This is a genomic window from Actinoplanes sp. NPDC049599 (assembly GCF_044465625.1).
Classification (GTDB): Bacteria; Actinomycetota; Actinomycetes; order Mycobacteriales; family Micromonosporaceae; genus Actinoplanes.
This window is the reverse complement of the sequence record NZ_JBITLX010000001.1, coordinates 116,094-138,746: the sequence shown is the minus strand read 5'-3', so window position 1 is coordinate 138,746 and position 22,653 is coordinate 116,094. Positions and strand designations below refer to the sequence as shown.

Below are 22,653 nucleotides of genomic sequence, written 5' to 3'. Positions count from 1 at the left end.
GACATTATCGGGTGGCCTCCGGGTCGGCGGGGGGACGGTAGCGAAGCAGGGCGGGGAAGGCGAGCGCGAGCACGACGGCCAGCCCGGCGGCCGCGAAGCCGCCACCGGCCCAGGAGGCGGTCGGACCGGTCAGGTCCGCGGTCGCACCCGCCCGCAGGTCGCCGAGCCGCGGCCCGCCGGCCACCACGACGGTGAAGACACCCTGGAGCCGGCCGCGCAACCGGTCGGGCGCGAACGTCTGCAGGATCGACTGCCGGTAGACGGCGCTGACCAGGTCTGCCGCGCCGCCGACCGCGAGCAGCAGCACCATCAGCCACAGCGAGTGCGCCAGGCCGGCCAGTCCGACCGCGACGCCCCAGCCCACCACGGCGAGCACCAGGGCCACCCCCTGCCGCCGGACCCGGCCGATCCAGCCCGAGGTCAGGCCGCCGAGCACCGAGCCGATCGCGATGGCGGCGAAGAGCCAGCCCACGGCCGAGCCGCCGCCGAAGCGGTCCTCGGCGATCTCCGGGAACAGCGCCCGCGGCATGGCGAAGACCATCGCGACCAGGTCCACCGCGAACGAGAGCAGCAGCACCGGCTGGGTGACCAGGAACCGCAGGCCGCCGACGATGCCGCGGAGCCCGGCGGTGGGCTTGGCGGTCACCCCGTCGTCGTGCACCGGTGGGATCGGCGGCAGCCGCCAGGTGGCCCAGAGCGTGATGGTGAACAGCAGCGCGTCGATCGCGTACGCGATGGTCACGCCGGCGTCGGTGGACCAGAGACCGAGGATCACGCCCGCGGCCAGCGGGCCGAGCACGCCGCCGGCGGTGGTGGTCGTGTAGTTCAGGGTGTTCGCGGCCGGCACCAGGCCGGCCGGCACGATCCGCGGGATGATCGCCTGCCGGGCCGGCGAGCTGACCGCGAAGCCGGCCGACTGCACGGCGGTCAGCGCGAGCAGCACCACCGGGCTGTGCAGCCCGAGCAGCGCCTGCGCCAGCAGGCCGCCGGTGGACAGCCAGGCCAGGGTGGAGCCGGCGAGCAGCAGCTTGCGCCGGTCGACCACGTCGGCGGCGGCGCCGCCCCACAGCCCGAAGATCAACAACGGCACCAGCGCGGCGATGCCGAGCAACCCGACCCAGGCGGACGACCGCGTGATCGCGAACATCTCCACCGGTACGGCCACCGCGGTGAACTGGAAGCCGAAGTACGAGACCCCGTTGCCCAGCCACATCCGCCGGTACGCGGCCCCGCGCAACGGCCGGACGTCGATGACCCAGCGCCGGCCCCGCGCCTCGGCCGCCTCCCCGGTGAGCTGGCCGGCCGCCTCGACCGGGCCCTGGGTCACGGAGCGAGCCGCTCGACGACCCAGCCGGTGGGGTCCCGGCGGAACCGCAGCCGGTCGTGCAGCCGGTTGCTGCGGCCCTGCCAGAACTCGACGGTCTCGGGCACCACCCGCAGCCCGCCCCAGTGCGGCGGGGCCGGGACCGGACCCGCGCCGAACCGCTCGACCGCGGCGGCCAGCCCGGCCTCGACGGCGGCCCGGTCCGGCAGCACCTGGCTCTGCGGGCTGGCCCAGGCGCCGAGCTGCGAGCCGCGCGGCCGGGTCGCGAAGTACTCCTCGGTCTCGGCCCGGTCCACCAGCTCGACCGCGCCGGCGACCAGCACCTGCCGCTGCATCGGGAACCACGGGAAGACCAGGCTAGCCGCGGGGTTCGCCAGCGCCTCGGCACCCTTGCGGGAGGTGTAGTTGGTGAAGAAGACAAAACCGCGCTCGTCGTAGCCCTTGAGCAGCACGGTGCGCGCGCTGGGCCGGGCGGCGGCGTCGGCGGTGGCGACGATCATGGCGTTCGGCTCGGGCAGCCCGGCCGCGGTCGCCTCGGCGAACCAGCGGGCGAACTGGCCGGCCCAGTCGGCGGCCAGGTCGGCCTCGAGCAGCGCGCCGCGCTCGGTGTAGTCGCGCCGCATGCCGGCGGGCGACGGGGATTCGGCGGTCACACGCTCTCCCTTGCCGAAGAATGACGACCTTGGTCCAAGAATGACGAATCGAACCTAAGTCCCGGACGGGGGACCGTCGCCTCGGCGAGGATAGGTGTCGCCGAGAGCACATACCGCCGGGTCGACCACCGGTCACCCAGCGGGCAAGATGAAACACCCACGGCTTCAGTCCGGCCGGGACCCCAGGAGGCGCATCGTGTCCGATTTCAAGCCGGGCCTGGAAGGCGTGATCGCCTTCGAGACCGAGATCGCCGAGCCCGACAAGGCGGGCGGCGCGCTGCGCTACCGGGGCGTCGACATCGAGGACCTGATCGGCCAGGTCTCGTTCGGCAACGTCTGGGCGCTGCTGGTCGACGGCCGGTTCGGCCCTGGGCTGCCGCCGGCCGAGCCGTTCCCGGTGCCGGTGCACTCCGGCGACATCCGCGTCGACGTGCAGTCCGCGGTCGCCATGCTCGCGCCGTACTGGGGGCTCGGCCAGCTGCTCGACATCGACGACGAGCAGGTCCGCACCGACCTGGCCCGGGTCTCGGTGACCGCGCTGTCGTTCGTCGCGCAGGCCGCCCGCGGGCTGGGCCTGCCGGCGGTGCCGCAGAAGGACATCGACAAGGCGCAGACCATCGTCGAGCGGTTCATGAAGCGCTGGCGCGGTGAGCCCGACCCGCGGCACGTCAAGGCGGTCGACGCCTACTTCATCTCGGCGGCCGAGCACGGCCTCAACGCCTCGACCTTCACCGCCCGCATCGTGGCCTCCACCGGCGCGGACGCCGCGGCCTGCATCTCCTCCGGCATCGGCGCGCTCTCCGGCCCGCTGCACGGCGGCGCGCCCTCCCGCGTGCTGCACATGATCGAGGCCGTCGAGCGCAGCGGCGACGCGGAGGCGTACGTGAAGGGCGTGCTCGACCGCGGCGAGCGGCTGATGGGCTTCGGCCACCGGGTCTACCGCGCCGAGGACCCGCGCGCCCGCGTGCTCCGCCGCACGGCCAAGGAGCTGGGCGCCCCCCGCTTCGAGGTCGCCGAGGCGCTGGAGAAGGCGGCCCTGGCCGAGCTGCACGCCCGCAAGCCCGACCGGGTGCTCGCCACCAACGTCGAGTTCTGGTCGGCGGTCGTGCTCGACTTCGCCGAGGTGCCCTCGCACATGTTCACCTCGATGTTCACCTGCGCCCGGGTGGCCGGCTGGAGCGCGCACATCCTCGAGCAGAAGAGGCTGGGCCGCATCGTGCGCCCCAGCGCCCTCTATGTCGGACCCGAGCCCCGCAAGCCCCAGGACGTCGAGGGCTGGGACGCGGTGCCGCATAATCTGTAACGGCTGATCGTTCCCCTGGAAGGACCCCCCGTGGCTGACCCGATCCGGATTCCCGACGACCTCAAACCCGTCGACGGGCGGTTCGGCTCCGGGCCGAGCAAGGTCCGTCCCGAGGGCGTCGAGGCGCTGTCCCGGGTGGCGACGACCCTGCTGGGCACCTCGCACCGGCAGCGCACGGTGAAGGACCAGGTGGCCCGGCTGCGCGCCGGCATCGCCGAGTTCTTCACCGCGCCGGACGGCTACGAGGTGATCATCTCCAACGGCGGCACCAGCGCGTTCTGGGAGACGGCGACCTTCGGGCTGATCCGCGACAAGGCCCAGTTCGCCGAGTTCGGCGAGTTCGGCGCCAAGTTCGCCAAGGCGGTGCGGGACGCGCCGTTCCTGGCCGAGCCGACCGTGCACCGGGCCCCGGGCGGGCAGGCGGCCTACCTGACCGCCGAGCCGGGGGTGGACGCCTACGCGAGCGTGCAGAACGAGACCTCCACCGGCGTGGCGGTGCCGGTGCGGCGGGTGGCCGGCGCCGACCCCGGCGCGCTGCTGCTCACCGACGCCACCTCGGGCGGCGGCAGCCTCGAGGTCGACCTGGCCCAGACCGACGTCTACTACCTGGCGCCGCAGAAGGCCTTCGGCTCCGACGGCGGGCTGTGGATCGCGCTGATGTCACCGGCCGCGATCGGGCGGGCCCACGAGATCAAGGCATCCGGCCGCTACATCCCGCAGTTCCTGGATCTGGTCACCGCGATCGAGCAGTCCCGGCTGGAGCAGACCTACAACACCCCGGCGCTGGCCACGGTCTTCCTGGCGGCCGAGCAGGTCGACTGGATGAACGCGCAGGGCGGGCTGGGCTGGGCGGCCAAGCGCAGCGCGGAGAGCGCCGCGGCCATCTACGGCTGGGCGGAGCGCTCGGCGGTGGCGACCCCGTTCGTCACCGATCCGGCGCTGCGGTCGAACGCGGTGGCCACGATCGACTTCGCCGACAGCGTGGACGCCGCGGCGCTCGCCAAGGTGCTCCGCGCCAACGGCATCGTGGACACGGAGCCCTACCGCAAGCTGGGGCGCAACCAGCTCCGGGTCGCTCTCTACCCGACCGTGGACCCGGCCGACGTCGAGGCGCTCACGCGCTGCATTGATTACGTCATCCATAACTCCTGAACGATCCGGCGGTGCCGCCCGTACTGACGGGCGGCATTGTCCGAGGACTTCGGGAGGGCACGATGGCACGGACGGGTATCGATACCTCGATCCTGCACAAGGGCGCACACAGCGCCTCTTATTTCGATCTCTCTCGAAACATGAACGACGGCGCCGAGATCGTCGACTTCTGCATCCCGTGCAACCCGTACTTCCCCACCGCGGAGATGTTCGACGAGCTCTCCCGGGATCTGAAGAACATCCTGAAGTACTACCCGAGCGACTCGGCCAGCATCACCAACAAGCTGGCCAGCGTGCTGGGCCTGCACCCGCAGACGATCGCGATGGCGAACGGGTCCACCGAGCTGATCACCTGGATCGACCACCTCCTGATCAAGCAGAGCATCGCGATCCCGATCCCGACCTTCGGCCGGTGGACCGACCAGCCGCTGGAGACCGGCAAGCGGGTCGACATGTTCCCGCTGCAGGAACGCGACGGCTTCCGGCTCAACCTGGAGGACTACGTCCGGTTCATCCGCGACCGCGGCTCCCGGGTCGCGGTGGTCTGCAACGTCAACAACCCGGACGGCTGCTACCTGCCCCGCCGCGACGTCATCCGGTTCATGGACGCGCTCGGCGACCTCGACCTGGTGGTCATCGACGAGTCCTTCATCGACTTCTCCGACTCGGAGCAGTACCCGTCGGTGGGGCCGGACGCGGTGATCCGGCCGAACACCGTCGTGCTCAAGAGCCTGGGCAAGAACTTCGGTCTGCACGGCATCCGGTTCGGCTACATGATGGCCAACCCGGCGATCGCCGGCAAGATCGCCAAGGTGCTGCCGAAGTGGAACCTCAACTCGCTGGCCGAGAAGGTCGTCTACATGATCGAGGATCACCAGGACGAGTACGAGGACAGCCTGCGCCTGCTCAGCCGCGACCGCCGGGCGATGGCCGTCGAGCTGACCCGCATCCCCGGGCTGACCGTCTTCCCGTCGCAGGGCAACTTCATCCTGGTCAAGCTGCCGACCGAGTGGTCCGGGGTGGCGCTGCGCGACTACCTGGTCGCCAACCACGGCGTCTACACCCGCGAGTGCGGCAACAAGCTGGGCATGACCAGCCAGTTCATGCGCCTGGTGGTGCGGCCGACCCGCGACGTCGACCGGCTCATCGACGGCATGCTCGACTACGGCCGCCAGTTCCGCAGCCGGCCGATGTACGAGGAGGACCCGCTGGAGCCCGCCCGCCGCTGGGCCAGCAGCGTGGACGAGGAACCGGACAACCTGATCCAGTACCCGGCCCACCGCACCTCCGAGTACGCCGGCCGCCGGGCCGCGAACGGCTAGGACCCGACCTGGCGGACCATGACGACCTCACCGTCGTCGAGTTCGCCGGTCTCGACGAAGCCCGCGGTGCGGTAGAGGCCGCGGGCTCGCTCGTTCGACGGGACCACGCTGAGGCGCACCCGGTCGGCCCCGCGCTCGCGGACGATCCAGTCGACGGCCGCCTCCAGCGCCTGCCGGCCCAGCCCGCGCCCCTGGAACTGGGCGCCGACCATCAGCCGTACGATGCAGTGCCCCGCGGCGGGTTTGTCCTTGTCGACCGGGTGGAAGAGCACAAAGCCGACCAGTTCGTCATCGGCGTAGACCGCCCGCGGCTCCGCGTCCGGATAGATGTGCGTCTCGGCGATGCCCCGCACGTTGGGGGCGACGAACTCCGACTGCTCCGGCCTGACCTCCAGCTTGATGACGGCCTGGAAGTTCTCCGCGGTGATCGGGCGCAGGTCGACTGTCATGCCGTCTTTGTAGGCTCGTGCCACGGGCACCGCAACGGTTTATCAGCGAAGATCATCTCTGCAGGTCAATGACTTTGACGGCGTGGCTTACCACCATCGGGTGACCGGGACGCGTACCGTGTTCCGAAACGCGCCCGGGTGGCTGACTCTCGGGAGCACAGGCCAGACAGCGGCGAGCACGGGACGGAGGCAACGCATGCGGCCAGTACGCTTCGTAGCCCTCTCCGAGGACGGTCAGGCCCTGGTGCTCGCCGATGAGGTGGGCCGGCTCCTGGCACTCCCGATCGACGACCGGATCAGCGGCGCGCTGCAGTCCGACGGCACACCGCATCCGATCGGCACGGCCGTGGCGGTGGCGAACGCCGAGGTGATGGCGTCCCTGTCCCCACGCGACATCCAGGCCCGGATCCGCTCCGGCGAGTCCGCCGAGGACGTCGCCCGGGTGGCCGGCGTCCCGGTCGACCGCGTGCTGCGGTATGCGGGGCCGGTGCTGCAGGAGCGGGCCATGCTGGCCCAGCACGCGCGCCGCACCCGGCTGAAGACGTCCGACTCGGGCGCCCCGCTGGCCGAGGTCGTGGACAGCCGGCTGTCCCAGCACGGCATCGACACCGAGAAGATCTCCTGGGACGCGTTCCGCCGCGAGGACGGCACCTGGCGCATCGTCGCCTCGTGGCCGTCCGGCAAGGCGACCGCCCAGGCGATGTGGGATCTCGACAAGGGCCGCCAGGTGGTGGCCCCGCACGACGACATGGCGCAGTATCTGTGTGCCGAGCGGCCGACCCAGATCCTGGGCCAGGAGCCGGTGCCGGAGCGCACCCCGCACGAGCGGGGCGGGCACGGCCTGCCCGGCCCGTCGCGGATCACCGAGCCTGCCCGCGGCGGCCGGGGCCTGCCCGCGGCCGACGCGCCCCGCACGACCCGCGACCCGATCCGCGCCGGGCGCGACGCCCTGCTGGCCTCGCTCGACCGCCCGCTGGGTGGCCAGGGCTCGGGCCGCGGGCTGGAACCGGCCGCGCAGGAGTCCCGTCGCCCGGTCGCCGGTGGCGCGGCCGCGCTGCTCGGCGGCGGTGCGGGTTCCGCCTTCGACGACGACGCCGACCTGCCCAAGGAGGTCCCGGCGGTGCCGAGCCTCGCGGTGCTGCGCCCGCGCCGCACGGTGGGCCAGTCCCAGGGCGGCGACTCCACCGACTCCGAGGAGACCGCGAAGCCCCGCAAGCGCCTGCCGAGCTGGGACGACGTCCTGTTCGGCGGCGGACCGGCGGCCCGCGAGAGCTCCTGAGTCACCAGCTCCGCACCGTCGTGTAGCCCTCCCCCGGATCGCTCCGGACGAGGGCTATCTCGTCCAGCGACCAGGGCGGCCCGACGTACCCGTCGAGGGCCAGCGACACCCCCGGGTCGTCCCGGTACGCCACGGTCAGGTGCGGGGTGAACTCCCCGTCCGGCAGTCCCAGCCGCTCGCAGACGTCCCGGTGCAACTGCCCCAGTTCCCCGTCGACGCCGGCCCACAGCACGGTTGACCGGCCCCGGCCGAACCGCCCGCCGCCGCGCAGCCGCAACTCCGTCCCCTTCGGCACGGTGACCAGCCCGAGCGCCTGCTCGACCGCCGGCAGCCGCTCCGCGTCCACCTCGCCGAGGAACGCCAGCGTGACGTGCCAGCGCTCGATCGGCGTCAGCCGGCCCGCCCCGGTCAGGCGGCGGCGGAGATCCCTGGACACCTCATCGGGTGGATAGACCGCGACGAACAAGCGCACGGAACGACCCTACGGGGTGCGCCCTCAGGCCGTCCGCAGCTGAATGCCGGCGGCGTGCAGCAGGCCCTCCACCCGGATCCGTTCGATCTCCCGATCCATCCCGTCGAGCTGGGTGAGGTGCTCGGTGAGCCCGAGGGACCGGCTCGCCAGCGCCAGCCGCTGGTCGTAGGCCCGCAGCACGGCGGCGAGCCAGAGGACCGACTCGGTGGTGGGCGAGCTGCGGCGCTGCCGGTCGAGCCGGCGCAGATCGGCCACCAGCTCGTCGATGGTCAGCTCGCGGTCGGGCGGGCACAGCTCCGCCTCGCCGGCGGTGAGCCCCCGGTCGAGGCAGCTCAGGGCGCGGATCTCCTGCCGCCCGTGCCGGGACCAGAACCGGCGGGCGACCAGCTCGTCCGCGCAGACGACGACTGCCACGGCGCATGGCAGACACAACAGCGCGAGCAGCGCCGTCGCGAGCACAGCTATGTGCGAGATTGCCACGGTCTGACGCTAAGGCCTGCCCCCGGTGAACGGAGAGAGCCGTTCGGATGACCCGGTCTGCCATACATATCCACAGGTTTGTCCTCAGCCGATCTGCCGGTCCCGGCCGGCCAGCGCGCCGGCCACCATCTGCGGCACCATCAGCAGCGCCATCAGCGCCAGCGGGATCTGCCAGCTGCCGGTCCGGTCGTAGAGCACCCCGACCACGATGGGACCGGGCACCGAGAGCAGGTAACCGGTGCTCTGCGCGAAGGCGGAGAGCCGGGCCACCGTCGCCGCGTCCCGGCCGCGCAGCGCGATCATGGTCAGCACCAGCGGGAACGAGCAGTTGGCCACCCCCAGCAAAACCACCCACAGCCAGGGTGCGGCGGCCGGGCCGGCCCAGAGCCCGGCATAGCCGGCCAGGCCGAAGAGCCCGATCAGCACGGCGAGGCCGCTCTGCCGCACCAGGCGGCCGGCAAAGGCGGAGAGCAGAAAGGACAGCGGTACGCCGAGCAGCGCGGTGACCGCGAACAGCAGACCGGCGGTGCGCGCGGACAGCCCGGCGTCCCGGAAGATCTGTGGCAGCCAACCCATGATCACGTACGCGGCGGTCGACTGGAGCCCGAAGTAGACGGCCAGCGCCCAGGCGATCGGCTGCCGCCGCAGCTGCAACCCCGCCACCGGCGCCGCCGCCCCGATCAGACCGGCCGGTACGGGATGCGGGGTGCGGTCGCGGGCCAGCAGGATCCAGGGCGGCAGGGCGGCCGCCGCGATCACCGCCCACACCCCCAGCCCGAGCCGCCAGTCACCGTGGAACGCGCCGGACGTCAGCGGCACCGTGACCGCCGCCGCGGTCGACGCCCCCAGGTTGAGCGCCACCGAGTAGAGGCCGGTCATCGCGCCCACCCGGTCCGGGAAACGCTGCTTGACCACGACCGGGAGCAGGACGTTGGCCAGCGCGATGCCGGCCAGCGCGAGCGCGGTCAGCGCGATGAACGAGGCCGTGCCCCCGGCGAACGGCCGCACGGCCAGGCCGAGCGCGAGCGCGGTGGTACCCAGCGCGATCACCCCGCCGGTCCCCCAGCGGCGGGCGAGCAGCGGCGCCGTCGAGCCGACCAGGGCGAAACAGACCGCGGGAACGGAGGTGAGCAGGCCGGCGACGGCGGCACTCATCCCCAGACCGGCCCGCACCTCCGCCAGCACCGGCCCGAGACTGGTCACGGCGGGCCGCAGGTTGATCGCCACCAGCACCAGCCCGACGACGGCGAGCGGGTGGATCTTCGCGCCGGTGCGCGGCGCGGTGCTGGTGGTCGTCATGACCCCATCATAGAATGATGGGATGAATATGGGTCCAGTCTCCCGTGGCGCCACTCTCTCCGATCAGGTGATCGCCCGGCTCCGGCAGCAGATCACCTCCGGCGCGTGGCCGGTGGGCTCCCGCATCCCGACCGAGCCCGAGCTGGTCACCCAGCTCGGGGTGGCCCGCAACACCGTCCGCGAGGCGGTGCGGGCGCTGGCCCACAACGGCCTGCTCGACATCCGGCAGGGCTCGGGCACCTGGGTGATCGCGACCAGCGAGCTGGCCGGCGTGATGCAGCGGCGCTTCGCGACCGCGGACCCGGCGCACGTGACCGAGCTGCGCGGCACCCTGGAGGCCGCGGCGGCCGGCTTCGCGGCCCGCCGCCGCACCCCGGAGGACCTGCTGCGGCTCGACGCCCTGCTGGCCCAGCGCGAGCGGGCCTGGGCCGGCGGCGACCGGGACTCCTTCGTCGACGCCGACTCGGCGTTCCACCTGGCCGTGGTCGGCGCCTCGCACAACGACGTGCTGATCGAGCTCTACGCCGACCTGGGCCAGGTCATCCGCGACTCGCTGCGGGACCACTTCGGCGCCCGGCTCAGCCCGGAGGAATATCTCGACCACAGCCGCCTGCTCGAGGCGATCCGCGCCGCGGACCCGGCGACCGCCACGGCCGAGGCCGCCGCCTACACGTCAAGCTGCGAAGCGGCCCGCTGAGGCGGGACGCTCAGGCGGCGACCGCCCGGGCCGGGTCGACCGGGGCCGGGAGCGGCTCGACGATCTCCTCGTTCTCGTCCGGAGCGGTGCGGACCAGCGTCAGCCCCGGCCGCGAGCCCCCGTGCACGGAGAGCCGGTCCCCGCTGGTGCGCAGCTGCCAGATCAGCGCCGTGACGGCGGCCACCAGGCAGAACAGGCCGGCCGCCCAGATGCTCGACGGCACCCCGAAGTGCTCACCCCACCAGCCCGCCAGCGACGCGCCGATCGGGGTCGTGCCCAGGAAGACCAGCACGTACAGGGCCATCACCCGGCCGCGGTAGGCCGCGTGCAGGCCCATCTGGACCCGGTGGTTGGTCGCCTGGGCCAGGTAGATCGAGAAGAACCCGGTCGGCACCAGCAGGATCATCGCCACCAGGAACGTGGGGGCGAAGCCGACCGCGATCTCGAAGACCGCGAAGGCCAGCGCCGCACCCAGCACCACGTACACCCCGGGCCTGCTGCGGCGGCCGCTGCCGGCCAGCGCGCCACCCAGCGCGCCCACCGCCAGGGCCGTGGTCAGCAGCCCGAAGGACGACGGGCCGGCATGGAAGTTGATTTTGGCGAGCGCCGCCAGGGTGACCGGGAAGTTGAAGCCGATCATGCCGACCGCGGCCATCAGCGCGATCGGGAGCAGCAGGTCGTGCCGCTTCCACACGTACCGCAGGCCGTCGGTGATGCGGGTGTCCTCGGCCGACGGGCGCTCCATCGACCGGTTCAGGTCCTGCGGGCGCATGACCAGGTAGCTGAAGATCGGCGCGACCGCGAGCGCGGTGGCGATCAGGAAGACCGGCCCGGTGTCGAACAGCGCCAGGGCCAGGCCGGCCAGCGCCGGGCCGGCGATCCGGGCGGTGTTGAACGTCGCCGCCGACAGCGCCAGGGCGTTGGGCAGCAGCCGGAGCTCGACCAGCTCGGAGACGAAGGACTGGCGCACCGGGGTCTCCACGGCGCTCGCGATGCCGAGCAGGCCGGCGAAGAGGAACACGTGCCAGAGCACCACCACGCCGCTGGCCACCAGGATCGCGAAGAGGATCGCGGTGACCGCGAAGGCCGCGTTCGCGCTGATCAGCAGCTTGCGCTTGTCGAAGCGGTCGGCGAGCTTGCCGGCCCAGAGGGTCAGCAGCAGCACGGGCAGGAACTGCAGGGCGGTCACCATGCCCAGCGCGCCGGGCGAGTTGTTCGACAGCTCCAGGACCAGCCAGTCCTGCGCGGTGAACATCATCCACACGCCGACGAGCTTGACCAGCTGCCCGATCGAGAACAGCCGGTAGTTGCGGACCTGCAAGGACCGGAATGTCGTGCTCAGCACTGCCCGCACTCGGGTTGCGCCTCCTCATCAGCCGTACGCGTCATCGCGATGTGACGGAACGACCGGACGCGGCGCGACCGCTCAGTTGCGAGCCACCTGCTGCAGGATCTGCGCGGCCCGCTCGAGCGTGTCGCGTTCGTCCGGGGTCAGCTCGACGAGCTGCCGGGCCAGCCATTCGTTGCGCGCCTTCTCGAACTGGGCGTAGACGAACCGGCCCTGCTCGGTCGCCGCCAGGATCACCTGGCGGCGGTCGGTCGGGTGGGGGGTCCGCACGACCAGCCCACGTTCCTCCAGCTTGCCGACGATCTTGGTCATCGTCGGCGGCTGCACCCGCTCGGTGTCGGCCAGCTCCCGTGGGGTGAGCGCGCCGGCCAGCTGCAAACTGGTCAGCGCCGAAAGCTGACTGAACGTCAGATCGCCGACCGCCCGCGCCTGGCGCAGCCGACGATTGAGCCGGGTGATCGACTCGCGCAGCGAAATGGCCAGTTGCTCGGCTGTCATCCGCTCCGCCACCGACCGCTCCATCACGTTTCTTAGCTTAGCTAATGAGCTTGGCTAACGACATGCCGACGGCTATGACCGTGGTCACCGGGCACGCTAGCGCACCCGGTGACCCGTCAGTCACAGCAGGATCGACTCCAGCGGGCCGCGCAGGAAGTACAGGACGAAGAGCACGGCGACGCCGTACAGCAGCGGGTGCACCTCGCGGGCCTTGCCGACGGCCAGCTTGATCACCACGAACGAGACGATCCCGGCGCCGATGCCGTTGGAGATCGAATACGTGAACGGCATCAGCGTGATCGCCAGGAACGCCGGGATGGCGATCTCGTAGTCGGTCCAGTCGATCTGCCGGACCGCCATCATCATCAGGAAGCCGACCACCACCAGCGCCGTCGACGCCGCCTCGAACGGCACCACGGTGACCAGCGGGGCCAGGAACATGGCCAGCAGGAACAGCACGCCGGTGACCAGGTTGGCCACCCCGGTGCGGGCCCCCTCGGCGACACCCGAGGCGCTCTCGATGAACGAGGTGTTGCTGGAGACGCTGGCCGCGCCGCCGGCCGCCGCGGCGATCGAGTCGACGAGCAGGATCTCCCTGGTGCGCGGCGGCATGCCCTCGGCGTCCAGCAGCTCACCCTCCTGGCCCACCGCGACCATCGTGCCCATCGTGTCGAAGAAGTCGGTGATCAGCAGGGTGAACACGAACATCAGCACGACCAGCCAGCCGGCCCGGCCCCACGAGTCGAACACGTTGAACTTGCCCAGCAGCGAGAGATCGGGCAGGTCGACGATCTTGTCCGGCAGCGCGGGCACGTTCAGCGACCAGCCGCTCGGGTTCGGCTTGCCGTCGACGAACGACGGGCCCACCTTGGCGATCGCCTCCACGATGATCGCCAGCACGGTGGTGACCAGGATGCCGATCAGGATCGCGCCCTTGACCTTGCGGACGAAGAGCACCAGCGTGAACAGCACGCCGACGCTGAAGACCAGCAGCGGCCAGGTCGTCAGCTTGCCGCCGAGCCCCAGCTCCACCGGCACGGTCGTGCCGGCGGCGTCCGGGATGCGCCGCACGAAGCCCGCGTCGACCAGACCGATGATCATCAGGAACAGCCCGATGCCGACGCCGATCGCCGTCTTCAGCTGGGTGGGCACGGCGCGGAAGACGGCGGTACGCAGCCCGGTCAGCACCAGCACGCCGATGACGACGCCCTCGATGACCACCAGACCCATCGCGTCGGCCCAGGTCATCTCGGGCGCGATCTCGTACGCCACCAGCGCGTTCACGCCGAGTCCCGCGGCCAGCGCCAGCGGGAAGCGGGCCACCACGCCCATCAGGATCGTCATCACGCCGGCCACCAGCGCCGTACCGGCCGCCAGGGCCGCGACCGGCAGCGTGCCACCGACCGCGTCCACGCCCGCCGCCAGGATCAGCGGGTTGAGCACCACGATGTAGGCCATCGTGAAGAACGTGGCGAACCCACCGCGCACCTCCCGCCCCACGGTCGAGCCGCGGGCCGAGATCTCAAAAAATCGATCAAAAGCATTCTTCGGGGTACGCCCGGACGCGCCGGCGTCCGTCTCGGCAGCAGCAGTGGACATTCGCGCCTCTCCACAGGACCAACAGGGGTCGATGCGCGCATCAAATCAGAACGCTGACCTCGGCAAAAGATCGAAACTGTTACAACAGTCACGGGGGCACACGGACGATCACCACGGACGTACGCTGATGCTCGTGGCCGACCTGTCCCCCGCACCCCAGGAACACCCTCACGGCCTCGACGCGCTCACCGGCGCCCGGAAGCCGCGGCCCGAACCGCTGGACCCGCCGATGGTGCCGTTCGCGCTGGGCGGCACGGCGGCCTTCGCGGTGGCCGGGCTGGTGCTGCTGCTCGCCGGGGCGCCGGAGAGCTGGCTGTGGACCTGCCTGGCGGGCATGCTGTGCGGCATCCCGGGCCTGCTGACGATGCTCCGGCACGACGCCAACCGACGCCGCCGCCGGGCCCTGACCCACCCCGAGTTCAAGGTGACCGAGACGGCCTAGCTGTGGCCGTAGGGCTCCGCGGGCTCGCCGGTCTCGACCGAGCCGTGGGCGCGGCTGACCGCGACCGCCTCGACCTCGCTGTCGTCGTAGACCGTGGGCAGCTCCTCGACCGGCTGCTCCGTCGCGCCGAGCAGTGCCTCGGAGTGCGCTCCGCAGCCGTGGTCGGCGCTGACCGCCTTGGCGTCGTCGGGCGCGTACAGGTTGCCGCACACGCCGAACATGCCCCGCATCGCGCCGGCCAGCGGCAGGTAGAAGCCGCAGGTGCCGCAGCGGGCGTTGCGGGGGGCGGCCGTCGAGATGGGCGCCTCGGGGCCGGCGTCGCCGTCGTACCAGCGCTGCGCGGTCTCGATCCGGCCCTCCTGGGACATCACCCGGGACCGGCCCAGGCCGAGCTCCCAGGAGACCTCCTCGACGGCGGCGTCGTCGCTGAGCACGTAACCCGGGGCCAGCCGGTCGTCGTCCGGCGCGGTCGGCATCAGGTCGCCGACGCCCAGGTCGCCGGCCTGCACCCGCTCGTTCCAGGGCAGCCAGGCCGGGGCGAGCATCGCGTCCGGGCCGGGCAGCAGCACGGTCTCGCAGACGGTGACGTGCCGCGAGCGGGGCACCCGGGTCACCGTCACGGCCCAGCGCCAGCCCTGGTAGCCGGCCAGGTGGCTCTCGAAGAAGTGGGTCACGACCCGGTCGCCCTCGGCCACCGCCTCGAGATGGTCACCGACATCACTCGGCTCCACTTCGGTGATGGCACCGCGCGCAACCCCGACAGCATCGGCACAGACCTGGTCAAGTCGGGCGGCACGCACTGAGGTCCTGGTCGTCACGGCATCATTGTTCCCTACTCGCGCACGGCCGACGCAGCGACTCCCCCAGATCTCCGCACCCGGGAGGGGACGGATGTCGCCCCGATGCGACAGGATGGGGCGATGCCGCTGCTTCCCACCATCGGACGCACCGTCGGCACCAGCGTGAGGGCGCTCCGCATGCTGGTGCGGGGATCGGTGCGCGGCAGCGCGTGGGCCACCCGGCGGGTCGGTGACGCCCGGGCCCGCGGCGCGGCCAACGAGATCGGCATGGTCCGGCTCTTCGATCTGCACGCGATCTCCTGCGCCGGCGACACCCTGATCGCGATCGGCCTGGCCGGCACGATCTTCTTCAACGTGCCGCTGGGCGAGGCCCGCAGCAAGGTGGCGCTCTACCTGTTCATCACGATGGTGCCGTTCGCCCTGCTGGCCCCGGTGGTGGGCCCGCTGCTGGACCACTTCCGGCACGGCCGCCGGTACGCGCTGGCCGTGACGATGCTGGGCCGGGCGTTCCTGGCGTACGTGATCGCGGACAACCTGCTGGGCTGGGGGCTGTATCCGGCGGCGTTCGGCGTGCTGGCGCTGTCCCGGGCCTACGGGGTGGCCCGCTCGGCCGCGGTGCCCCGGCTGCTGCCGGAGGGGATCGGCCTGTCCCAGGTGGGCGCCCGCGCCAGCGTCTACGGCACCTTCGCCGGCGCGGTCGTCGCGCCGATCGGGCTGGCCGCGTTCTGGTTCGGTCCGCAGTGGCCGCTGCGGGTCGCCTCGCTGATCTTCCTGGTCGGCATGGTGATCTCGCTGCGCCTGCCACCCCGCGCCGACTCCGACCCGCCCGAGGCGGTGCCGAGACCGTTCCGCACCATGCTGCGCCTGCGCCGCGGCGAGGACCGCCCGCTCTCCGGCAAGCTGGTGGTGGCCACCCTGATCGGCAGCGCGAGCTTCCGCTGCCTGTACGGCTTCCTGCTGCTCTACTTCGCCTTCGCGGTCAAGGCCGGCTCGCTGGGCACGACGTTCTTCGGCCGCGACATCGGCAGCCAGGGCGCGGTGGCGCTGGTCGGCGGCGCCCTGGCGGTCGGCACGTTCCTGGCGACGGCGGTCGGCACCCGGCTGCGCATCCGCCGCCCGACGGCCCTGCAATCCAGCGGCCTGACCATCACGGCCGGCGTGGCGGTGCTGACGGCGATCTTCTTCACGCTGCCGATGGTGGCGCTGCTGTCGCTGGTCGCGGCCATCTTCAGCGGCATCTCGAAGCTGACGGTGGACGCGAGCATCCAGGAACGCGTGCCGGAACGGCTGCGCGCCAGCGCCTTCGCCCACTCCGAGACGGTGCTGATGATCGCCTGGGTGGTCGGCGGCGCGGTAGGCATCATCCCGCTGAACGGCCGCCTGGGCGTCGCGGTGATGGCGGTCTTCGCGGTGGCCGCGGCGGCCCGAGGCACGATCGTGGCGGGCCGCCTGCACAAGGAGCGGCTGCACGGCCGCCCGGACGTGACGATGGAAGAAGAACAGGCGCCGGAGGACGCGGAGCCACTCCTCACCGAGTCGACCCCGGCCGGGACGAATGGGGCCCGCCCGCCGCGCGCATCGTCCACCCCAGCCCCACCCGCACGGTCCGGATCAGGCCGGCCGGCCGCCGATCGGACGGTGCCGGGGCAGACCGACCCCCGGCAGACCGCCGCCGACCGGAAGGCCGAAAGGCCGACGTCCCCAGCCGGCGATCCAGCCGAGAGCAACCGAGCCGCCGCCGACGCTGCCGCTGACGGCGCTGACGGGATGGCCGGCGGCGCCGCTGCGGCTGGCGCACCGAAACGTCGCCTGTTCTCACGCGCCGGTTCCCGCAAGCGCACGGAGACACCACCGCCACCGACCGCAGACCCGACCCCCGACGCACCGGCAGCGGGTTCACGGCCGGGACGGCCCAGCCCGCCTCGCACCGCGCCCACCCGTCCGTCAGCAGCCGACAAGGCAGGCGCGACCGGCCGAACCCGGGCCACCGACACGAACGAGCCCAAGGACGATCTGGCACCCCCCGGCTTCCACATCTACCGCCCGTCATCCGCCACCAACGGCACCGGCTCCCCCGACGAGACCAACCCATGAACCTGCCCCGGCCCACCCAACCGGACCAACCCGCGCAGCCGGACCAGGCGACCAAGCCGGACCCGGCCGGGTCCGGGCAGCGCCCGCGGACCCCCGGCCGCCTGCTCATCGTCACCGCCGTCGAGGCCGAGGCCGAGGCGGTCCGCGCCGGCATCCGATCCGCCGGCGTCGATCCCGCCGCCGTCGTCGTCTCCCCCGTCGGCGTAGGCCCCGCAGCCGCGGCCGCCGCCACCGCCCGCCTCCTCACCCTCGCCGAAGCCGCCCACGATCCCTACCGCGCGGTCATCAGCGCGGGCATCGCCGGCGGCTTCCCCGGCCGGGCATCCGTGGGCGCCACCGTCCTGGGCGCTCGCACCATCGCCGCCGACCTGGGCGCGGAATCCCCGGACGGCTTCCTCCCGGTGGATCAGCTCGGCTTCGGCAGCAACGTCATCGAGGCCGACCCCACCCTGCTCAAGAGCCTCATCACCGCCCTTCCCGCCGCCGTCGTCGGCGACGTCCTCACCCTGGCCACCGTCACCGGCACCGCGCAGACCGCCGGCCTCCTGCAGGCCCGGCACCCGCACGCCGTGGCCGAGGCCATGGAGGGCTACGGCGTGGCCTGCGCCGCGGGGCTCGCCGGTGTGCCCTTCGCCGAGCTGCGTGCCGTCTCGAACCCGGTCGGGCCGCGTGACCGGGCCGCCTGGCGTCTCCGCGAAGCATTCTCCGCGCTTGCCGAGGCCGCCGCCGCAGCCTGTGGATAACCCTGTGGACAACGGCAGGGGCACGGTGGTGTGGGCGAAACGACGTGTGGCAATGCAGACACCGGTCGTTGCGGGTGTCGGCGGGTTCGCCTCGTTACCGTGAGGGCGTGGCGCTTTCTCTGGCGGTTTCGCCCTGCCCCAACGACACCTTCGTCTTTCACGCCCTCGTGCATGGCCTGATCCCCGGCGCCGAGCCGGTGGAGTTGACCTTCGCCGATGTGGACGTGACCAACACCGCGGCCGAGCGCGGCGCGTTCGACCTGGTCAAGGTCAGCTTCGCGGCGCTGCCCTGGCTGCTCGACGATTACGAGCTGCTGCCCTGCGGCGGTGCGCTCGGGCGGGGCTGCGGCCCGCTGGTGCTGACCCGCGAGGGGCGCACCGACCTCACCGGCGCGACCGTCGCCGTGCCCGGTGACCGCACCACGGCCTACCTGCTCTTCCGCCTCTGGTCGGAGCAGCACCCGCCGGCCCGCGTCGAGGTCGTCCCGTTCCACCAGATCATGCCGGGCGTGGCCGAGGGTCGGTTCGACGCCGGCCTGGTGATCCACGAGGCCCGCTTCACCTATCCGCGACACGGGCTGACCGCGCTGGTCGACCTCGGCGAGTGGTGGGAGGGCGACACCGGCCTGCCGATCCCGCTGGGCGCGATCCTGGCCCGCAAGGGCGCCGTGGATCCGGCCGAGGCGGCCGAGTGGATCCGCAAGTCGGTCAGCATGGCCTGGGCCAACCCGGACGCGAGCCGCGAATTTGTGCTGGCCAACGCCCAGGAGATGGAGCCCGACGTGGTGCGCCGGCACATCGGGCTGTACGTCAACGAGTTCACCCTCGACCTGGGCGAGGAAGGGTTCGCTGCCGCCGACGCCCTGCTCGGGCGTGCGGCGGCAGCGGGAATCACTCCGGTGGTCAAGCCCCTCGGGCGCTAGATCTCCAGCTCCCGGGCGACCGCGTGGACCAGCTGGGCGACCTTCTCGGCCGTCCGCTTGTCCGGATATTTGCCGCGGCGCAGATCCGGCTGGATCTTCGCCTCGATCACCTTGATCATGTCTTCGACCATGCCGTGCAGCTCGTCGGCGGGGCGCCGGCGCAGCTGGGCTATCGACGGCGGCGCGTCGAGCACCTTCACGCTCATCGCCTGCGCACCCTTGCGGCTGTCCACCACGCCGAACTCCAGCCGCTGACCCGCCTTCAGGTCCGCGGTCCCGGTGGGCAGGGCGCCCTTGGGCAGGAACACGTCCCCGCCCTCGTCACTGGTGACGAACCCGAAACCCTTCGCCGCGTCGTACCACTTCACTCGACCCGTGGGCACCGCTGACCTCAACTTCACTCATTGGACTCGATTGCTCACGGCAAGGTTATCCAGCCCCCGCGCCACGCCCAACCGTTATCTTTTCGAGCAGCTCCGGGAAGCCGGTCAAGTCGGACAGTACGTACGCCGCACCCGCGTCCCGCAGCTCGTCGGCGTCACACGGACCGGTGGCCACCCCGATGCCCGGGACCCCGGCCGTCCGGGCGGCGACCATGTCACCCCGGTGGTCGCCGACGTACCACTCGACCCCGTGCTCGGTGAGCGCCGCCGCTTTGCCCTCGGCGAACAGATCGCCGGCCAGCTCGTCGGCGATCATGCCGAGGTGTGCCAGATGCAGCGCGGCCAGCCGGCCGAGCTTGGACGTGACAACCACCACACGTAGACCCTGGGCGCGAACGGCGGCCAGCGCCTCGACGGCGCCGGGAGTCGGCACCGACGGGGTGATCGCGTAGTCCGGGTAGAGCGTGCGGTAGGTGGTGACCGCGTCCTCCACCTGCTCGGGCGGGAACCACTCGCGCAGCTCGGTGCGCAGCGGCGGGCCCAGCCGGCTGACGGCCAGGTCGGCGTCGACCCACACCCCGGTCTCGGCCGTCAGCGCCCGGTAGGCCGCGTGGATCCCCGGCCTGGAGTCGACCAGGGTCATGTCCAGGTCGAAGCCAACCGCGGGCCTCAAGGCGTGGTGGTGGGGGTGTACTTCAGTTGCTCCACCGGCAGCGGGAACTCCTGGTCGTCACCGAACGGCGACGGCGCGGCGGGCCGGTCGGCGATCAGCTCGGAGACGGGCAGGTGCCCCTCCTTGATCGAGGACTGCCGTCCGGTCGTCTTCCGCGAGGCCGAACCGGCCTCCACCGACGTGCCCGGCATCTTGTTGTCGGTCCCCACGGTCACTCCCCTTGGTCTGTCGCATGATCCGACCTCTCATCATGGTCCCACGGCGGCTAGCGTTGAGAACGATGGCCACCGCATTCGCCGACCAGCTCCGGTCGCTCACCGATGACGCCCTGGGGGCGCTGATCCAGCTGCGCCCGGATCTCGTCGTGCCCGTACCCTCCGACGTCTCCGCGCTCGCCGTCCGCGCCCAGTCCCGCGGCTCGGTGGCCCGCTGCCTCGACGCGCTGGACGAGTTCACCCTCGCCGTGCTGGACGCCGCCCGGCTGAGCCGGGCCGAGCAGACCGCGCTGACCTCGGTCGCCGCGATCCTGGAGCTCGCCGACGGCCTGGCCGACCAGGCGGACGTCCGGGTGGCGATCGACCGTCTCCGGTCCCGTTTCCTGCTGCACGGCCCCGAGGACGCGCTCCAGGTCGTCGGGGCCGTCGATGAGGTCACCTCGCCGTACCCGGCCGGCCTGGGCCGCCCGGCGGACTATCTGGACCCGCAGGCGGCGGCCCTGTGCGCGGACCGGGCGAAGCTGCGCCGGGCCGTGCTGGCCGCGCCCGCGGGCGCCCGGGCCGTGCTCGACCGGCTCGCGGCCGGTCCGCCGGTCGGCGCGCTCAGCTCGGGCGGCGCCGTCGCCGAGCCGGTGCGGTGGCTGATCGACCAGCACATCCTGGTGCCGGTCTCCGAGGCCGGCCGGGCGCCGCGCCCCGACGGCGAGCTGGTCGAGCTGCCGCGCGAGGTCGGGATGCTGCTGCGCCGCGACGCCGGGCCGCTGGGCGTGCTGCGCCCGCTGCCGCCCACCCCCGAGAGCCCGGTCCGCGAGCCCAAGTCGGTGGACTCGGCCGGCGCGGGACAGGCCATGGAGGCGGTCCGCTACGTCGAGACCCTGCTGGAGGCGCTCTCCGTCGAGCCGGCCGCCGTGCTGAAGACCGGCGGGTTGGGCGTCCGTGACCTCAAGCGGCTGGCCCGCGCCGCGAACCTGGACGAGCCCGCCGCCGCGCTGCTGATCGAGGTGGCCCACGCGGCCGGCCTGCTGGGCGAGGCGGACGCCGCCGGCACCGGCCGGGGCGTGCTGAGCAGCCGGGCGTCCGGCCTGGTCGACGAGGTGTTCCTGCCCACCGGCGGCTACGACCTGTGGCGCGCGTTGAGCATCGCGCAGCGCTGGGAGGCGCTGGCCAACTCGTGGCTGGCGATGACCCGGCAGCCCGGGCTGGTCGGGCAGCGCGACGACCGGGACCGCCCGATCAACCCGCTGGCCCCGGACGCCGAACGGGCCGGCGCCCCGCAGGCCCGCCGGGAGGTGCTGGCCGCCCTGGCCGCGCTCACCCCCGGCACCGCCCCCAAGGCCGACGAGGTGCTCGAGCTGCTGGCCTGGCAGGCGCCCCGCCGGGCCCGCGGGCGCGAGGCGGCCCATCGCGACGCCCTGGCCGGGGTCGCCACGCTGGGCGTGACCGGGCTGGGGGCGCTGACCTCGTACGGGCGGCTGGTGCAGGCCGAGGCGCCGACCGCCGACGGCGACCCGCTGGGCGCCGGACCGGGTGGCGGACGCGTGCCGGGGGCCTCGGACGCCGTACGGGCCCTGGACGCGCTGCTCCCCGCGCCCGTCGACCACGTGCTGGTCCAGGCCGACCTGTCGGTGGTCGTGCCGGGCCCGCCCGAGCCCGAGCTGGCGGCGGAGCTGGACGTCGTCGCCGAGCCGGAATCCGCCGGCGGCGCCAGCGTGTACCGGGTCACCGCGGCCAGCGTGCGTCGCGCCCTGGACGTCGGCTACAGCGCCGGCGACCTGCACGGGCTCTTCCAGCGCCGGTCACGGACGCCGGTGCCGCAGGCGCTGGCCTACCTGATCGACGACTCCGCCCGCAAGCACGGCGGGCTGCGGGCCGGTTCGGCGGGCTCCTACCTGCGCAGCGACGACGAGGCGCTGATCGCCGAGGTGCTGGCCGACAAGCGGCTGGGCACGCTCGCGCTGCGCCGGCTGGCTCCGACGGTGCTGTGCAGCCCGGTGCAGATCGCCCGGCTGCTGGGCGCGCTGCGGGACGCCGGCTTCGCCCCGGTGGCCGAGGACGCCGCCGGGTCGGCCGTGCTGGCCCGGCCGAAGGTGCGCCGCGCGGTCACCCGTACCCCGGTCTCGTCCCGGCTGGGCGACCAGGCCGGGCCCCCGGTCCTGGCCGGACCACGGCTGGCCGGGGTGGTCGAGCAGATCCGCCGCGGGGATGTGGCGACCCGGGCGGCCCGCCGCGCGCCGGTCACGGTCCGGGCGGCCAACGGTCGGCAGGTGCCGGGCCTGACCTCGGTGCAGGCGCACACCCAGGCGATGGCGGTCCTGCAGCAGGCGGTACGCGACAAGGCCCAGGTCTGGGTCGGGTACGTGGACTCGCACGGCGCGACGCTGTCCCGGCTGGTCCGGCCGGTGTCGCTGAGCGCCGGTTACCTGCGCGCCGAGGACGAACGGACGGAGACGCTGCACACCTTCGCCCTGCACCGGATCACGGCCGCCGTCGTGGCGGAGTGACGGC

At 72.8% G+C, this 22,653-nt stretch carries 23 protein-coding genes; 10 read left to right on the top strand and 13 right to left on the bottom strand.

The genetic code is table 11. From position 1 onward, the window contains the following. Positions 1–4: 4 nt before the first annotated feature. The gene (locus ACIBQZ_RS00650) at positions 5–1,327 is read right to left on the bottom strand and encodes an MFS transporter (RefSeq protein WP_396086317.1); all 1,323 of its coding nucleotides are present in this window, start codon (positions 1,325–1,327) and stop codon (positions 5–7) included. Then, positions 1,324–1,947 (bottom strand): pyridoxamine 5'-phosphate oxidase, encoded by a 624-nt coding sequence (pdxH, locus tag ACIBQZ_RS00645; protein WP_396086787.1) that lies wholly within the window; start codon positions 1,945–1,947, stop codon positions 1,324–1,326. The genes ACIBQZ_RS00650 and pdxH overlap by 4 nt, the downstream gene beginning before the upstream one ends. A gap of 226 nt (positions 1,948–2,173) precedes the next feature. Here pdxH and ACIBQZ_RS00640 point away from each other — a divergent pair, with 226 nt between their 5' ends. From ACIBQZ_RS00640 to ACIBQZ_RS00630, 3 genes are all read left to right on the top strand, one after another. Further along, positions 2,174–3,280, top strand: coding sequence for a citrate synthase 2 (locus ACIBQZ_RS00640; RefSeq protein ID WP_396086316.1), 1,107 nt, complete (start codon positions 2,174–2,176; stop codon positions 3,278–3,280). A 30-nt stretch (positions 3,281–3,310) separates the two neighbouring features. Beyond that, positions 3,311–4,432: a phosphoserine transaminase gene (serC, locus tag ACIBQZ_RS00635; RefSeq protein WP_396086315.1), complete on the top strand. Its 1,122-nt coding sequence runs from the start codon at positions 3,311–3,313 to the stop codon at positions 4,430–4,432. Between the two features lie 140 nt (positions 4,433–4,572). Then, positions 4,573–5,754, top strand: a complete 1,182-nt coding sequence (locus tag ACIBQZ_RS00630; RefSeq protein WP_396086314.1) for a pyridoxal phosphate-dependent aminotransferase — start codon at positions 4,573–4,575, stop codon at positions 5,752–5,754. Here the strand turns inward: ACIBQZ_RS00630 and ACIBQZ_RS00625 are convergent. Next, positions 5,751–6,203, bottom strand: a complete 453-nt coding sequence (locus tag ACIBQZ_RS00625) for a GNAT family N-acetyltransferase (RefSeq protein WP_396086313.1) — start codon at positions 6,201–6,203, stop codon at positions 5,751–5,753. The two genes, ACIBQZ_RS00630 and ACIBQZ_RS00625, sit on opposite strands and share 4 nt — an antisense overlap. A 196-nt stretch (positions 6,204–6,399) precedes the next feature. Between ACIBQZ_RS00625 and sepH the strand changes: the two genes are divergently transcribed. Next, positions 6,400–7,482, top strand: coding sequence for a septation protein SepH (gene sepH, locus ACIBQZ_RS00620; RefSeq protein ID WP_396086312.1), 1,083 nt, complete (start codon positions 6,400–6,402; stop codon positions 7,480–7,482). A gap of 1 nt (position 7,483) precedes the next feature. Here sepH and thpR read toward each other — a convergent pair whose 3' ends face one another. The 3 genes from thpR to ACIBQZ_RS00605 all read right to left on the bottom strand — a co-directional run bounded on the left by thpR (position 7,484) and on the right by ACIBQZ_RS00605 (position 9,733). Continuing rightward, on the bottom strand, positions 7,484–7,954 hold the full coding sequence (gene thpR, locus ACIBQZ_RS00615; protein ID WP_396086311.1) for an RNA 2',3'-cyclic phosphodiesterase: 471 nt from the start codon (positions 7,952–7,954) through the stop codon (positions 7,484–7,486). Positions 7,955–7,978: 24 nt separating this feature from the next. Next, on the bottom strand, positions 7,979–8,434 hold the full coding sequence (locus ACIBQZ_RS00610) for a hypothetical protein (RefSeq protein WP_396086310.1): 456 nt from the start codon (positions 8,432–8,434) through the stop codon (positions 7,979–7,981). A gap of 84 nt (positions 8,435–8,518) precedes the next feature. After that, complete coding sequence (locus ACIBQZ_RS00605) at positions 8,519–9,733, bottom strand: CynX/NimT family MFS transporter (RefSeq protein WP_396086309.1); 1,215 nt, start codon at positions 9,731–9,733, stop codon at positions 8,519–8,521. 22 nt (positions 9,734–9,755) lie between these two features. Between ACIBQZ_RS00605 and ACIBQZ_RS00600 the strand changes: the two genes are divergently transcribed. Then, positions 9,756–10,430, top strand: coding sequence for a FadR/GntR family transcriptional regulator (locus ACIBQZ_RS00600; protein WP_396086308.1), 675 nt, complete (start codon positions 9,756–9,758; stop codon positions 10,428–10,430). Between the two features lie 10 nt (positions 10,431–10,440). Here ACIBQZ_RS00600 and ACIBQZ_RS00595 read toward each other — a convergent pair whose 3' ends face one another. The 3 genes from ACIBQZ_RS00595 to ACIBQZ_RS00585 form a co-directional block, all read right to left on the bottom strand. Next, positions 10,441–11,784, bottom strand: coding sequence for an MFS transporter (locus ACIBQZ_RS00595; protein ID WP_396086307.1), 1,344 nt, complete (start codon positions 11,782–11,784; stop codon positions 10,441–10,443). Between the two features lie 72 nt (positions 11,785–11,856). Next, positions 11,857–12,276: a MarR family winged helix-turn-helix transcriptional regulator gene (locus ACIBQZ_RS00590; protein WP_396086306.1), complete on the bottom strand. Its 420-nt coding sequence runs from the start codon at positions 12,274–12,276 to the stop codon at positions 11,857–11,859. A gap of 120 nt (positions 12,277–12,396) precedes the next feature. Then, positions 12,397–13,875, bottom strand: coding sequence for an NCS2 family permease (locus tag ACIBQZ_RS00585; RefSeq protein ID WP_396086305.1), 1,479 nt, complete (start codon positions 13,873–13,875; stop codon positions 12,397–12,399). Positions 13,876–14,104: 229 nt separating this feature from the next. On the opposite strand from ACIBQZ_RS00585, the gene ACIBQZ_RS00580 reads away from it, so the two are divergent. Further along, positions 14,105–14,317 (top strand): DUF2530 domain-containing protein, encoded by a 213-nt coding sequence (locus ACIBQZ_RS00580; RefSeq protein ID WP_396086786.1) that lies wholly within the window; start codon positions 14,105–14,107, stop codon positions 14,315–14,317. Here the strand turns inward: ACIBQZ_RS00580 and ACIBQZ_RS00575 are convergent. Beyond that, a complete protein-coding gene (locus ACIBQZ_RS00575) occupies positions 14,314–15,186 on the bottom strand; it encodes a DUF3027 domain-containing protein (protein WP_396086785.1) in 873 nt (290 codons plus the stop codon). The two genes, ACIBQZ_RS00580 and ACIBQZ_RS00575, sit on opposite strands and share 4 nt — an antisense overlap. Positions 15,187–15,237: 51 nt before the next feature. Between ACIBQZ_RS00575 and ACIBQZ_RS00570 the strand changes: the two genes are divergently transcribed. From ACIBQZ_RS00570 to ACIBQZ_RS00560, 3 genes are all read left to right on the top strand, one after another. Then, positions 15,238–17,211, top strand: a complete 1,974-nt coding sequence (locus ACIBQZ_RS00570; RefSeq protein ID WP_396086304.1) for an MFS transporter — start codon at positions 15,238–15,240, stop codon at positions 17,209–17,211. Further along, entirely contained in the window at positions 17,208–17,954 is a 747-nt protein-coding gene (locus ACIBQZ_RS00565) for a futalosine hydrolase (protein ID WP_396086303.1), read from the top strand. The genes ACIBQZ_RS00570 and ACIBQZ_RS00565 overlap by 4 nt, the downstream gene beginning before the upstream one ends. A gap of 107 nt (positions 17,955–18,061) precedes the next feature. Next, positions 18,062–18,877, top strand: a complete 816-nt coding sequence (locus ACIBQZ_RS00560; RefSeq protein WP_396086302.1) for a 1,4-dihydroxy-6-naphthoate synthase — start codon at positions 18,062–18,064, stop codon at positions 18,875–18,877. Here the strand turns inward: ACIBQZ_RS00560 and ACIBQZ_RS00555 are convergent. Genes ACIBQZ_RS00555 through ACIBQZ_RS00545 form a run of 3 tightly spaced genes read right to left on the bottom strand, consistent with a single transcriptional unit; the run spans position 18,874 to position 20,142 of the window. After that, a complete protein-coding gene (locus ACIBQZ_RS00555) occupies positions 18,874–19,260 on the bottom strand; it encodes a cold-shock protein (protein ID WP_396086301.1) in 387 nt (128 codons plus the stop codon). The genes ACIBQZ_RS00560 and ACIBQZ_RS00555 overlap by 4 nt on opposite strands. 46 nt (positions 19,261–19,306) lie before the next feature. Then, positions 19,307–19,933: an HAD family hydrolase gene (locus tag ACIBQZ_RS00550; protein ID WP_396086300.1), complete on the bottom strand. Its 627-nt coding sequence runs from the start codon at positions 19,931–19,933 to the stop codon at positions 19,307–19,309. Then, positions 19,930–20,142 (bottom strand): hypothetical protein, encoded by a 213-nt coding sequence (locus tag ACIBQZ_RS00545; RefSeq protein WP_396086299.1) that lies wholly within the window; start codon positions 20,140–20,142, stop codon positions 19,930–19,932. The genes ACIBQZ_RS00550 and ACIBQZ_RS00545 overlap by 4 nt, the downstream gene beginning before the upstream one ends. 71 nt (positions 20,143–20,213) lie before the next feature. Between ACIBQZ_RS00545 and ACIBQZ_RS00540 the strand changes: the two genes are divergently transcribed. After that, a complete protein-coding gene (locus ACIBQZ_RS00540) occupies positions 20,214–22,649 on the top strand; it encodes a helicase-associated domain-containing protein (protein WP_396086298.1) in 2,436 nt (811 codons plus the stop codon). Positions 22,650–22,653: the final 4 nt, after the last annotated feature.

What these genes read in the sequence shown, in the direction of transcription:
- ACIBQZ_RS00570 (WP_396086304.1), top strand. Translation starts at nt 15,238, where the DNA reads ATGCCGCTGCTTCCCACCATCGGACGCACCGTCGGCACCAGCGTGAGG.
- pdxH (WP_396086787.1), bottom strand. Translation starts at nt 1,947, where the DNA reads ATGCGGCGCGACTACACCGAGCGCGGCGCGCTGCTCGAGGCCGACCTG.
- ACIBQZ_RS00605 (WP_396086309.1), bottom strand. Translation starts at nt 9,733, where the DNA reads ATGACGACCACCAGCACCGCGCCGCGCACCGGCGCGAAGATCCACCCG.
- ACIBQZ_RS00585 (WP_396086305.1), bottom strand. Translation starts at nt 13,875, where the DNA reads ATGTCCACTGCTGCTGCCGAGACGGACGCCGGCGCGTCCGGGCGTACC.
- ACIBQZ_RS00630 (WP_396086314.1), top strand. Translation starts at nt 4,573, where the DNA reads ATGAACGACGGCGCCGAGATCGTCGACTTCTGCATCCCGTGCAACCCG.
- ACIBQZ_RS00580 (WP_396086786.1), top strand. Translation starts at nt 14,105, where the DNA reads ATGGTGCCGTTCGCGCTGGGCGGCACGGCGGCCTTCGCGGTGGCCGGG.
- ACIBQZ_RS00590 (WP_396086306.1), bottom strand. Translation starts at nt 12,276, where the DNA reads ATGACAGCCGAGCAACTGGCCATTTCGCTGCGCGAGTCGATCACCCGG.
- ACIBQZ_RS00540 (WP_396086298.1), top strand. Translation starts at nt 20,214, where the DNA reads ATGGCCACCGCATTCGCCGACCAGCTCCGGTCGCTCACCGATGACGCC.
- ACIBQZ_RS00625 (WP_396086313.1), bottom strand. Translation starts at nt 6,203, where the DNA reads ATGACAGTCGACCTGCGCCCGATCACCGCGGAGAACTTCCAGGCCGTC.
- sepH (WP_396086312.1), top strand. Translation starts at nt 6,400, where the DNA reads ATGCGGCCAGTACGCTTCGTAGCCCTCTCCGAGGACGGTCAGGCCCTG.
- ACIBQZ_RS00600 (WP_396086308.1), top strand. Translation starts at nt 9,756, where the DNA reads ATGAATATGGGTCCAGTCTCCCGTGGCGCCACTCTCTCCGATCAGGTG.
- ACIBQZ_RS00565 (WP_396086303.1), top strand. Translation starts at nt 17,208, where the DNA reads ATGAACCTGCCCCGGCCCACCCAACCGGACCAACCCGCGCAGCCGGAC.